The following is a 12,669-nucleotide window of genomic DNA, read 5'->3' on the forward strand; positions in this document are numbered from 1 at the left end:
CCATGCAAGCGCCAGCCATCATTAAAATGCCGCGCCTGCGGCTCTCCGCCGGCGCGGTGTACCGCCTCGGCGTGGCTTCGCGCAGCGTGGCGGCCATCGTTGGCGGCTACGTGCTGGCCGCGCTGGTCACCATGCTGCTGTCGGTAAGCCTGCCCATGGCCCGTTCCGAAGCCGTCATGACAGCCACCCTGCTGTCGTTTGCCATCTACACCTGCGCCGTGATGTGGGTCTTCGCCACGCGCAACGCCCTGCGCGCCTGGCTGGGCCTCGCGATCCCCGCCGCCATCATCGCCGCCATCCTGCAGTGGATGGACGCACTATCCTGGAGTTTCGCATGAAAGAAGGTTTCCGCCAGTCGATGGCATGGCTGCACACCTGGTCCGGCCTGCTCGTCTGCTGGATTTTGCTGCTGGTGTTTTGCGCCGGCACGGCCAGCTACTACCGCAATGAAATCACCCTGTGGATGCAGCCCGAATTGCACGGCGCCGCCGCCAGCCAGGTAAGCACCGAGGAAGCGGCCAGCGTGGCGCAGAAGGCGATGCAAGAGCGGGCAGAAGGCGCCACGCGCTGGTTCATCAGTCTGCCCGGCGATCGCAGCCCGGCCACGCAACTGGGCTGGAGCAAGCCTTCGAAGCCCGGCGAAAAGAAACGCGGACGGCGCGGCAATTTTCATAGCGAAAAAGCCGATCCGGCCACGGGAGAAGTGCTGTCCAAGCCGCGCGAGACGCGGGGCGGCGAATTCCTCTACCGCCTGCATTTCGACCTGCATTACATGCCGGCCATCTGGGCCCGCTGGATCGTGGGTTTCTGCGCCATGTTCATGTTCGTCTCCATCATCAGCGGCATCGTCACGCACAAGCGCATCTTCAAGGACCTGTTTACCTTTCGGCCGAAAAAGGGCCAGCGCTCGTGGCTGGACGCGCATAACGTGACGGCCGTGCTGGCCCTGCCCTACCACATCATGATCACCTACACGGGCCTGGTCACGTTGATGTTCCTGTACATGCCTTCCGGCGTCACGGCCGCCTACAAGGGCGACCAGGATGCCTTCTTCGCCGAAGCCTTCCCGGGCCGCTCGGGCGACAGCAAGCCAGCCGGCGTGGCCGCGCCGTTGGCACGGTTGGCGCCCCTCGTGCGCCAGGCGGAACAGCATTGGGGCGGCGGCAAGGTCGAGCGCATTTCCGTCAACCACCCGGGCGACGCCAACGCCACCATTTCGCTGACGCGCGCCGGTGGACGCGACATGTCGTCGAAGCAGCCGTCGATGGAATTCGATGGCGTTTCCGGCAAGCTGTTGTCAAGCGATGGCGACGCGCAGCCCGGCGCGGCAGCCACGCAAGGCGTGATGGTTGGACTGCACGTCGCACATTTCGGCGGGCCGCTGCTGCGCGCCCTGTTCTTCCTGTCCGGCCTGGCCGGCTGTGCCATGGTGGCCACGGGCGCTTTGCTGTGGGCCGTCAAGACGCGCCAGAAGCAGGCCAAGGCGCTGGCCGCCGGCAAGCGCGCCAGCTTCGGCCTGCGCCTGGTCGAAGCGCTCAACATCGGCGCCATCGCCGGCATCCCGATCGCCTTTGGCGCCTACTTCTGGGCCAACCGCCTGCTGTCCGTGACGATGGAAGACCGGCCGAAAGAGGAAATCGCCTGCTTCTTCGGCGCCTGGGCCCTGGCCGCCATCATCGCCCAGCTGCGCCCGTCGCGAGCCATGTGGCGCATGCAGCTGGCCGCCGGCGCCTTCCTGCTGGCATCGCTGCCTGTGCTGAACGTCTTCACGACCAGTTCGCACCTGGGCGTGACCCTGTTCTTGGGCCGCGGCCCCGTGGCGGTCGCCGCCTTCGATCTGGTGGTGCTGGTGCTGGGCCTGGGCCTCGCGTATGCGGCGTTCAAATTGAAACCGCTGCCCGTGAAGGCGGCCAAGGCAGCAGCGGTGAAACCGGCGCAAACCATGGAGGCCGCGTGATGGAACTGTTAGCGAATTTCCTCGTCTTCGCATTGTGCTATGCGGGCCTGTCTTCGCTGTGCCTGGCGATGGACCGCCATTACGCCGACCTGCACGGACGCGGCGCCGAACCGCCCGCGCCGCTGCGCCGCCGCTTGCAATGGGCCGGCTGGCTGGCGCTGGCGGCCGGCCTCGCCTGGGCCATGCACATCGCCGGCGGCGGCTACGGCCTCGTCTACTGGGTCGGCAGCCTGACGGGCTGCGGCTTGCTGCTGATCTGGCTGCTGCCCTACGCGCCGCACCAGGCCATGCGCCTGGCGCGCATCATCGGCGGCGCGGCCGTACTGGCCGCCGTCGCGCTGGCCTTGCTGTAGAGGACCTGGCGGTACCGCCACGTGACGGCAAGTGCGTGGCGGGACAGCAACAGCGCATTGCATCGGCACGCTCACCGCGCTAAAATGAGAATAATTCTTATTTGCATTAAGGCCATCCCCACCATGCCAGGCAGTCCGTTCGCGCCCTCCCCCCTGCTGGCCACGCAGCTGGAAAGCCATTACCGCGCACACCACGGCTGGCTGGCGCACTGGCTGCAGCGGCGCCTGGGTAACGCTGCCGAGGCCGCCGACCTGATGCAGGATACTTTCGCGCGTCTGCTGGCCGGCGCGCCAATGCAGCCGCAAACGCCGGCCCTGCGCGCCCCCAAGGCTTACCTGGCGACCGTCGCCAAACATCTGCTGATCAACCATTTGCGGCGCCAGTCGCTGGAACGGGCGTGGCTGGCAGCGCTCGCCGCCCTGCCCGAACAGCATCTGCCATCGACCGAGCAGCGCGTGGAAATCCTGCAGGCGTTGCAAGCGGTAGATGCCATGCTCGACGGCCTGAAACCGAAGGTGCGCGCCGTCTTCATCATGGCGCAGATCGAAGGCCATGCCTACGCGGATATCGCCGCGCTGCTGGGCATCGGCGAGCGCTCCGTGAAACGCTACATGGCCGAGGCGCTGACGGAATGCGTGCTGCTGGCGCCGGATTTTCCGGCATGAGCGCCGCTGCTTCGCCATATCCTCCGCTGTCGCGCAAGGTGGCGCGCCAGGCCGTCGAATGGTATTTATTGGAGCAGTCGGGCCAGGCCACGCCGGACGACCTGGCCGCCAGCGCCGAATGGCGCGCACGCGACCCGGAACATGCGCGCGCCTGGAACAGGGTGCAGCAGGTGAGCCAGACGGCTGGCCTGCTGCCGCCGGATCTGGCCGTGCCTGTGCTGCGCCGGCCGCAGCGCCGCGTGGCCGTGCAGGTATTGCTGGCGCTGATGGCGGCGCCCGCCGCGTGGCTGCTGGTGCGCCACGAAATGCTGGCCGATTACCGCAGCGGCGTGGGAGAACGGCGTGTAGTATCCCTGCCCGATGGCGGCACCCTGGTGCTCAACACGGACAGCGCCGTCGATGTGGCGTATGGCGCCGGCGAACGCCTGCTGACCCTGCGCCGCGGTGAAGTGCTGGTGCAGACGCGCGCCGATCATGCGGGCAGCCGCCCTTTCATCGTCGCCACCTGCCATGGCCGCATCCGCGCGCTGGGCACGCGCTTCACCGTGCGCGTCGACGACGACAGCAGCCGCGTGACGGTGCTCGAGCACGCGGTGGAAATCACGCCGCGCGCGCCCTCGGCCACCGTCCGCACGCTCATGGCGGGACAGCAAAGCCGCTTCGACGCCAGCCACGCCGGCCTGCCCACGCCAGCCCCGCTGCAAGCCGATGCGTGGACGCACGGCATGCTGGCGGCGCAGGACATGCGCCTCGATGCCTTCGCCTTGGAGCTGTCACGCTACCGCCCCGGCCTGCTGCGCGTGGAGCCGCAAGTGGCGGGCTTGCGCCTGTCGGGCGCCTTCCAGCTCGACGACACGGACGCCGTGCTGGAAAGCCTGGCGCGCATGCTGCCCGTCGACGTGCTGTACCGCACTCCGTACTGGGTCACCATCGCGGCCCGCAAAAAATAGTTGACAAGAATTGGCCCCTTTTTTCGGCATGGCCTGTCCTGTGAGTATTACAACGACACTCACCGGAAAGGCAAGACCATGCACCCACCCCGTTTGACTCCCCTCGCGCGCGCCATCGGCAGCGCCGTGTTCCTGCTGTCGCTGGCGCAGGCGCCGGCCATGGCAGCCGATGCCGCCACGCCAGCCGCCGCGCAAACGGTTTTCCACGTGCCGGCCGGCGAACTGTCCACCGCCATCGCCAGCTTTGCCATCGAGGCGAAGGTGAGCGTGGGTGCGGCGGCCGAACTGCTGCAAGGCGTGCGCACGCAGGGCCTGAGCGGCAGCTACACGGTGCCGCAGGCACTGGCCCGCCTGCTTGCTGGCACGGGCCTCGACGCACTGCCCAGCGGGGAACGCAGCTACGTGCTGCGCAAGGCAGGCACGGCATCGCCCGCCGCGCCGATTGCCGCGACCCTGGGCGAAGTAGCCGTCAGCTCCAGCGCCCTGCGCGACGGCACCACGGAAGGCAAGCGCGGCTACGCGGGCCTGACCAGCGCCACGCGCCTGAACCTGTCGCTGCGCGAAACGCCGCAAGCCGTCAGCGTCATCACGCGCCAGCAGATCGAGGACCAGGGCTTGCGCACCTTGCAGGACGTGCTGGTGCAGGCGCCCGGCATCACGGTCGACCATTCGTCGAGCACGCGCGAATACGACCAGGTATTTTCACGCGGCTTCGAAGTGACGTCGTACATGTTCGACGGCATTCCGACCAGCAAGAACCTGGAAGCGCGCACCTACGACATGGCCATCTACGACCGCGTCGAAATCATCCGCGGCGCGACGGGGCTGATCAGCGGCACGGGCAGCCCGTCGGCCGCCATCAACCTGGTGCGCAAGCGCCCGGGCCGCGCGTTTGCCGCCGCGGCCGGCGCGCAGCTCGGTTCATGGGACCGCTACCGCATCGAAGGCGATGTCTCGACGCCGTTGACGACGGACGGCAAGGTGCGCGCGCGCATCGTCGCCGCGCATGAAGACCAGCGCTCGTTCATCGACCGCTACCAGCAGAAAAAGGACGTGCTGTACGCCATCGTCGAAGCGGACCTGACGCCGTCGACGGTGCTCAGCGCCGGCATCAACTACCAGCAGGAAAAACTCAAGGGCGCGGGGCGCGAATTCCCCATGTTCTATGCCGACGGCTCGCAAACCCATTTTTCCCGCTCGATGAACGGCACGGCCGCGTGGAGCACGTATGACCGCGAACAGAGCATGCTGTTCGCCACGCTCGATCATTATTTCGACAATGACTGGATCGCCAAGGTGGCCGTCAGCCGCAGCAGCAACCAGTACGATGCCTTGCAGGGTTTTTCCGGCAACGGCTACCCGGACCGCATGACGGGCGGCGGCATGAAGCTGTGGCTGGCCAACTGGCACAGCAAGCCGCAACAGTCCTCGCTCGACGCCTACGTCAGCGGCCCGTTCCAGGCCTTCGGCCGCAAGCATGAACTGGTGCTGGGCGTGAGCGCCTCGGAACTCAAGACGAATAGTCCCATCTATCCGGGTTGGCGCCTGACTGGCTACGACTACACGGTGCCGGATATCCACGCCTGGAATGGCGCCATGCCGGTGCCCGACTACAGCGGCACGCGCCTGGGCAGCTCGTACGACAAGGAACGCGAAAGCGGCCTGTATTCGACCCTGCGCCTGCGCCCGACGGACGCGCTATCGGTGATTTTGGGAGCGCGCCTGTCGTACTGGAAGCGCGACATCCGCAGCGATTACGATGCCGACACGGACTTGTACGACGCGATGCGCGAAAACGGCAAGATCACGCCGTATGCGGGCCTCGTCTACGACCTGGGCCGGCACTGGTCGGCCTATGCCAGCTACACCAGCATCTTCACGCCGCAAAGCCAGCGCGACGTCAACAGCCGCTTCCTCGCGCCGCTGGAAGGCAAGAACTACGAAGTGGGCGCCAAGGGCGAATTCTTCGACGGCAAGCTCACCACCAGCGCCGCCCTCTTCCAGCTGAAGCAGGAAAACCTGGCCGAAGCCGATCCGGGCAATGTCTGGATCATCGGCACGGGCGGCGGTTCTTACGCCTACCACACGGTCAAGGGCGCCACCACGCGCGGCTTCGAGGCGGAAGTCTCGGGCCAGCTGCGTCCCGACTGGCAACTTACGGCCAGCTATGCCTATAGCCGCATCCGTAATGCCGCTGGCGCACGCATTCAGACCAACCAGCCGCAGAACATGGCCAAGCTGTGGAGCACCTGGCGCCTGGCGCAAGGCGTGCCGGGCCTGGTGCTGGGCGGCGGCGTGAACTGGCAAAGCGATATCTACATGGATGACCGCGGACCGAATGGCGAACGCTTCACGCAGAAGGCCTATGCGGTGGCCGGACTGATGGCGCAATACCAGGTCAGCAAGCAACTGGTGGCGACCCTGAACGTCAACAATGTCTTCGACAAGCGCTACTACTCGACGGGCATGGGCGGCTACTACGGCGATCCGCGCAACGCCATGCTGTCGCTGCGCTATCAGTTCTGAATGGCTTCGCCACTTTTGAGCAGCGCCTCGATACCCTCGGGCGCCATGGCGCGGCCCAGGTAGTAGCCAAACGCCTCGTCGCAACCCATCTCGGCCAGCAGTTCCAGCTGCTCGCCGCTTTCCACCCCGCCGGCGATGGTGCGCAGTCCGAGCGTGCGTGCCATCGCCACGATGGCGCGCACTATGGCGCCGTCGCCGCCCGGCTTTCCCACGTCGTCGACAAAACACTTTTCGATCTTCACGGCATCCGTGGGAAAGCGTTTCAGGTAATTCAGCGAAGCGTCGCCCGTGCCAAAATCGCTGATGGCAATCGCCATGCCCAGCTGGCGGAACTGGCTCAGTATCAGTTCGCAGTTCTGGTTGCGGGCGATCAGAATGCCGGCGGCGATTTCCAGTTCGATGCAATGCCCTGGCACGCCGGCCGCCTGCAGCGCAGCGGCGAAATTGCGTGCGATATCGCGCTGGTAGAACTGGCGCGCCGACAGGCTGACGGACACCGTCAGCATCTGCCCCTGCGCGATCCAGCTGCGCGCCTGCTCCACCGCCGTGGCCATCACCCACGCTCCCACCGGCAGGATCAAGGCGCTTTCCTCCAGTACCGGTAAAAAGTCGAGCGGCATCATCAGGCCCAGTTCCGGGTGCTTCCAGCGCAGCAGTGCCTTCACGCCCGTGATCCTGCGCATCTTCAAGTCCATGCGCGGCTGGTAGTACAGCGCGAATTCATCGCGTTCGAGCGCGTGGCGCAGGGCCGTCTCGAGGATGGTGCGCGAATACGACTGCGTCTGCATGCGCGGCGCGTAGCGCAGGCAGGTACCGGGCGCGTGGCGCTTGGCCGCATACATGGCCAGGTCGGCCTTTTCGATCAGCGCATTGACGTCGTCGTCGTCGTCCGGGTACAGGGCCACGCCCACGCTGGCCGCCACCGACAGGCTGTATTCGCCGATGACGAAGGGGGCGGCGATGGCGCCGACGATTTTTTCGGCCACCCGCTCGGCATCGTGCGCCGTGCGCAGTTCCGTCAGCAGGATGATGAATTCGTCGCCGCCCTGGCGCGCCACCGTGTCGACCTTGCGCACGCACTGCTGCACCCGGCGCGCGAACTCCGTCAGCACCTGGTCGCCCACGTCGTGCCCCAGGCTGTCGTTGATGGACTTGAAGCGGTCGATGTCGACGAACAGCACGGCCAGCAACGCCTGGTGGCGGCGCGCGTAGGCGATGCCGTGCTCGAAGCGGATCTGGAAATGCAGCCGGTTTGGCAAGCCCGTCAAGCCGTCGTGGTGAGCGATGAATTCCAGCTGCTGCTCGGCGCGCCGGCGCGCCGACACATCGTGCAGCAGCAGTACGGCGCCACCCTGCGCCAGCGGCGCGCAGCTGTACTGCACGTCGATGCGCTTGCCGTCGAGATGGCGCAGCAGCACGGCGCCGCGCGCCACTTCCAGCACTTCCTGCTGCGCCACGCAGTCGCGCACCTGGCGCGCCGCATCGATGGGCGTGCCGTCATGGAACAGGGGCAGCAGCTGCGTCACGGGCTGGCCCAGGCCACCGTCGCCCAGCAGTCCGCCCATGGCGCTGGCGCGGGGATTCAGGTACTGCACCACGCCATCGTGGTCCGTGCCGATGACGGCCGCCGGCAGCGCCTGCAACAGGGCCAGCGCATCGGCCATGCGCTGGCCCTGCGCCGCCTGCAGCACCACGCCCGTCGCATGGCGCAGGCGCCACGCGCGCGCCGCCTGCCACTGGCAGGCCAGCAGCAAGCTCAGCACCACGGCCAGGGCCAGGCACAGCGCCAGCAGCAGCGCCGTCATGCGTCACCCGGCAGGCAAGATTTGGAAGACATGCTTTTCCTTTGCAACGCGCGCCATGCGGCCGGGCGCAGAACCATGCGGAAAGGAAATAGTATAAGAATTTGGGCGCGATATTTGCCTGATCGGGGGCCGCTTGACTGGCATCAAGCGGCACGGGGCAGCTCTTCGTCAGGCCAGCGACAGCCTCCGGGCCAGCGTGGCACCCGCCGGTGCCGCCGCGCCGGGCTCCGCATGCAGCTTGAAGATACTGACGGCGTCGGCCAGGCTGGCCGCCTGCTGCTGCAGCGCGTCCGCAGCGGCGGCGGCCTGCTCCACCAGGGCCGCATTCTGCTGCGTCACGCCATCCATCTGGCTGATGGCGATGCTGATCTGCTCGATGCCGTCGCGCTGCTCCACGCTGGCCACGGCGATCTCGCCAATGATGGCGTTGACACGCTGCACGCTGCTCACCACGTCATCCATCGTGCGCCCCGCCTGGCCGGCCAGCACACTGCCCTCTTCCGCCGTGCGCACGGATTCGCCGATCAGCTGCTTGATTTCCATGGCCGCCGCTGCCGAACGTTGCGCCAGGTTGCGCACCTCGGTGGCAACGACGGCAAAGCCGCGTCCCTGCTCGCCGGCCCGCGCCGCTTCCACGGCCGCATTCAGAGCCAGGATATTCGTCTGGAAAGCGATACCGTCGATGACGGCGATGATATCGACGATGCGCTTCGACGAGGCATTAATATGGCTCATGGTCTGCACCACCTGCGCCACGGCCTCGCCGCCGCGCTGCGCCACGTCGGAGGCGCCGCCGGCCAGCTGGCGCGCCTGGTCCGCGTTGTCGTTATTCTGCCGCACGGTGGACGTCAGCTCGATCATCGAGGCAGCCGTTTCTTCCAGCGAACTGGCTTGTTCTTCCGTGCGCGACGACAGGTCCATATTGCCGCTGGCGATTTCGCCGGACGCCGTGGCGATGGCGTCCGTGCCGGCGCGCACGCGTCCCACGATGGCGGCCAGGTTGCCGCTCATGGCTTTCAAGGCGCGCAGCAGGTCGCCGATTTCATCACGGCTGCCGTCGGCCACCACGGCGCGCAGGTCGCCCGCCGCCACTTGCTGGGCGATGCCGACGGCCGCACCGAGCGGCACGGTGATGCTGCGGATCAGCCACCACACGGTCACGCTGCCGACGACCAGGGTCACCAGCACGGTGGCCAGCATGGCGATGCTGGCGCTGCGGTGCGCGGCCGCATCCTGCTCCTTCATCTGCGCCATCAGGGTGTGCGACTGCTTGCCGATGGTCGCGACGATGGCGTCGATCTGGCGCGTCGGTTCGCGGTCCATGCCTTTCACCAGCGCATCGACGGCCTGCGCGCTGTCGGCGCGCGCGCCGTCATACTTTTGCAGCGCCGCCAGGTAGCTGACGCCCAGCGCGTCGTGCGCCTGCAGCGCGTGCTCCACGGACGCCGTGTCGAGTTTTAATGCGCCCATCATCGCCTGCAGGCTTTTCAATTCCTTGCGCGTCTGCGCACCGCTGGCAACGAACGCTTCGCGGTAGCGCTGGAAGGCGGCAGCATCGCCGCCGCGCAGCAGGATGTTTTTCCATTCCTGCACCTGGATCTTGAATTCCACCTGCGCGCTGCGCGCCGCGTCGACCGCTTCCGTCAGGGCCACTGAACGCTGCATGGCGTCCGCGCTGCGCGCACTGGCCGCGTCGAGCGCGCTCCAGCCACGCGCGCCCACGAACACCAGCGCAAGGAAGAAGAAGGCGCCCAACAGACCCAGGCGGACGGAGATTTTCAGATTCGCGAGTTGCATGTGTTTCTCCCGGCGGCAAGAACAGGATGGCAACAAAGACGCCACCAAAACTATCCAATTCTCACCAAATAGGGAAATCATGCGGCGCGCCCCGTGAAAAACCAAGCAGCGCTTTCGTTAGAGAAACACTTTCAACATAGAAACAACAAATTACAGCGCAAGGTTGACTGGATGGTCATGATTTTCCGTCACCGTTATGGTCATCCGGGCAAGCTTGCTGGCAGCGTCAGCGCGCCACCACAGCGGCTCCCGCGAACTCCTCGCGCAGCAGCGGATACAAACGCCGGTAGCGCGCCAGGCGGTCGTCCAGCATGGCGGACGCCTGCGGCGCCACCGTTTCCTGCACGGGCGGGCGCGTGCACACCTGTGCGGGCGGCAAGCCCGTCACCGCCATCTGCGCCAGGCGCGCCGCGCCCATGGTGCCGCCGGCCACGCCGTGGTCGTGGCGCAGCACGTTCAAGCCCGAGGCATTCGCGCACAGCTGCGCCCAGAAGCGGCTGCGCGAGCCGCCGCCGACGAACGACGCTTCTTCCAGACGCGTGCCGGCGCTGCGCAAGGCCGCATTGCCGTCGGCCATGGCAAAGGCCACGCCTTCCATCACGCTGTAGGCCAGTTCGGCGCGCCCGTGTTCCGTCGACAAGCCGAAAAATACGCCGCGCGCGGAGGCATCGTTATGCGGCGTGCGTTCGCCGCTCAGGTAGGGCAGGAAGACCGGCGCCGTGCGCGCCTCGACATTTTCCGCCAGACTGACCAGGTCGCCGATGTCGCTCGACTGCGTCAGCCGCGCCACCCAGCTGAGGCTGGACGCGGCGCTGAGGATCACGCTCATCTGGTGCCAACGCTCGGGCAGGCAATGGCAGAACGCATGCACACCCTGGCCCGGATTCGGCGCAAAACCATCGCTGCCCGCGAACAGCACGCCCGAGGTACCCAGCGACAGCAGGCCGGCGCCCGGCTCCACCACGCCCAGGCCCACGGCGGCGGCCGCGTTGTCGCCCGCGCCGCCGGCCAGCAGCACCGGATGCGCGATGCCCCACTCCTGGCACAGGGATGGGCGCACCTGCGCCGCAGCGTCGCTGCCTTCGACCAGGCGCGGCATATGCTCGCGCGTGAGGCCAGTAGCGGCCAGCATGCGCTCGGACCAGTCGCGCCTGGCCACGTCCAGCCACAGGGTGCCGGAAGCGTCGGACATGTCGGACACATACTCGCCCGTCAGGCGCAGCGCCACGTAATCCTTCGGCAGCAAGACCTTGGCCGTGGCGCGGAACAGCGAGGGTTCGTACTTTTGCAGCCACAGCAGCTTGGGCGCCGTGAAGCCGGGCATCGCCTGGTTGCCCGTGATGGCGCGCGACTCGGGCACCAGCGCCTCGAGCTCCACGCATTCGGCAAACGCGCGCGTGTCATTCCACAGGATGGCCGCGCGCAGCACGTGCTGCTGCTTGTCGAGCAGGGTCGCGCCATGCATCTGGCCCGACAGGGCAATGCCGCGCAGGCCGGAAAACGCCACCGGCTGCGCGGCGCGGATGGCCGCGATGACGTCCAGGGTGGCGTGCCACCAGTCCTCGGGATTCTGTTCCGACCAGCCGGGATGGGGGCTGGAGACGCGCAGGGTCACGCCGGCGCTGGCAAGGATGGCCTGGGCGTCATCGGTGAGGATGGCCTTGACTTCGGAAGTGCCGATATCGATACCGAGATAAGTCATTTGATTCCAAAAGAAAGTTAAGAATGGCCGTCGCCTGACGGCTCGGGCATGTTCATCAGCAGGCAGGAGCGGAATTTCGACGGCGACATCTGCTTGTGTGCCAAAAACTGGCGGTTGAAATTGGAAAGGTTGTTGAAGCCCGTGCGATAGCAGATATCGGTGACCTTCATGTCCGTGTTCATCAGCAGCTCGCAGGCCAGCGCGATGCGCTCCTGGTTGACATATTGAATGAACGAGGTGCCCGTATGCTTGCGGAAGAAACGCGTGAATTTGAGCGTATTCATCTCCGCCACGTCGGCCACGTCCTGCTCGCAAAAATCGAGCGTGATGTTCTGCTTGATATAGGCCAGCACCAGGTTGATGGTCGACGACATGTAGCGGCCCGCCTGCGCCAGGTAGGTGACGCTGGCCAGTGGACGCCGCTCGCGGCAGTCGCACAGCTCGCCGAACAGGCGCGTAAACAGTTCGACCCGGCGCAAGCCCTGCGCCGTCGTCAATTCCTTCATCAGCGGCACCAGGCGCAGGCCCAGCGCATCGGGAAATTGCAAGCCCCTGCCCGCCTCGGCCAGCAGGGCTTTCAGGGGCGCCATCTCCGGGAACAGCAGCGCGCAACGTTCGATGAAGTCGCTGGAAAACTGCAGCACCAGGTCGCGCTCGGGCAGGACCACGCCTTCCGGCAGTTCGCTGACCCAGTTATGCGGCAGGTTCGGTCCTGTCAGGATCAGATTGCCTGCCCCGTAACTGCCGATATGGTCGCCGATAAAAAATTTGCCATTCGATGTGATGATGAAGTGCAGCTCGTACTCGGGATGAAAATGCCATTTCGCCACGGTGTGCGGAAAACCGTGCGCCCACGCGCGAAACGATTCATGGATCGGTTTATGGATCAGTTCCAGGTCAGGCGTCACGGCAG

The 12,669-nt window shown here is 66.4% G+C and carries 10 protein-coding genes; 6 read left to right on the plus strand and 4 right to left on the minus strand.

Going from position 1 to position 12,669, the window contains the following annotated elements; all coding sequences use genetic code 11:
* Window positions 1-2: 2 nt before the first annotated feature.
* From O3297_RS16080 to O3297_RS16105, 6 genes are all read left to right on the plus strand, one after another.
* Window positions 3-338, plus strand: coding sequence for a DUF3649 domain-containing protein (locus O3297_RS16080; RefSeq protein ID WP_305049146.1), 336 nt, complete (start codon window positions 3-5; stop codon window positions 336-338).
* Window positions 335-1,957 carry a PepSY domain-containing protein gene (locus tag O3297_RS16085; RefSeq protein WP_305049147.1) on the plus strand — a complete coding sequence of 541 codons (1,623 nt, stop codon included), beginning with the start codon at window positions 335-337 and terminating at the stop codon, window positions 1,955-1,957. The genes O3297_RS16080 and O3297_RS16085 overlap by 4 nt, the downstream gene beginning before the upstream one ends.
* A complete protein-coding gene (locus O3297_RS16090) occupies window positions 1,957-2,310 on the plus strand; it encodes a DUF3325 domain-containing protein (RefSeq protein ID WP_070281386.1) in 354 nt (117 codons plus the stop codon). The genes O3297_RS16085 and O3297_RS16090 overlap by 1 nt, the downstream gene beginning before the upstream one ends.
* Before the next feature lie 123 nt (window positions 2,311-2,433).
* Entirely contained in the window at window positions 2,434-2,976 is a 543-nt protein-coding gene (locus O3297_RS16095; protein WP_070281387.1) for a sigma-70 family RNA polymerase sigma factor, read from the plus strand.
* Window positions 2,973-3,926, plus strand: a complete 954-nt coding sequence (locus O3297_RS16100) for a FecR domain-containing protein (RefSeq protein ID WP_305049148.1) — start codon at window positions 2,973-2,975, stop codon at window positions 3,924-3,926. Before O3297_RS16095 ends, O3297_RS16100 begins: the two co-directional genes overlap by 4 nt.
* Before the next feature lie 78 nt (window positions 3,927-4,004).
* Window positions 4,005-6,452, plus strand: coding sequence for a TonB-dependent receptor (locus tag O3297_RS16105; RefSeq protein ID WP_305049149.1), 2,448 nt, complete (start codon window positions 4,005-4,007; stop codon window positions 6,450-6,452).
* On the opposite strand, the gene O3297_RS16110 is transcribed toward O3297_RS16105, so the two are convergent.
* The 4 genes from O3297_RS16110 to O3297_RS16125 form a co-directional block, all read right to left on the minus strand.
* Entirely contained in the window at window positions 6,443-8,257 is a 1,815-nt protein-coding gene (locus O3297_RS16110) for a bifunctional diguanylate cyclase/phosphodiesterase (protein ID WP_305049150.1), read from the minus strand. The two genes, O3297_RS16105 and O3297_RS16110, sit on opposite strands and share 10 nt — an antisense overlap.
* 168 nt (window positions 8,258-8,425) lie before the next feature.
* The gene (locus tag O3297_RS16115) at window positions 8,426-10,054 is read right to left on the minus strand and encodes a methyl-accepting chemotaxis protein (RefSeq protein ID WP_305049151.1); all 1,629 of its coding nucleotides are present in this window, start codon (window positions 10,052-10,054) and stop codon (window positions 8,426-8,428) included.
* A 226-nt stretch (window positions 10,055-10,280) separates the two neighbouring features.
* Window positions 10,281-11,756, minus strand: coding sequence for a xylulokinase (gene xylB / locus O3297_RS16120; RefSeq protein ID WP_305049152.1), 1,476 nt, complete (start codon window positions 11,754-11,756; stop codon window positions 10,281-10,283).
* A 17-nt stretch (window positions 11,757-11,773) separates the two neighbouring features.
* The gene (locus O3297_RS16125) at window positions 11,774-12,664 is read right to left on the minus strand and encodes an AraC family transcriptional regulator (RefSeq protein WP_034786532.1); all 891 of its coding nucleotides are present in this window, start codon (window positions 12,662-12,664) and stop codon (window positions 11,774-11,776) included.
* Window positions 12,665-12,669: the final 5 nt, after the last annotated feature.

Source organism: Janthinobacterium sp. SUN128, from assembly GCF_030587275.1.
Taxonomy (GTDB): Bacteria; Pseudomonadota; Gammaproteobacteria; order Burkholderiales; family Burkholderiaceae_D; genus Janthinobacterium; species Janthinobacterium lividum.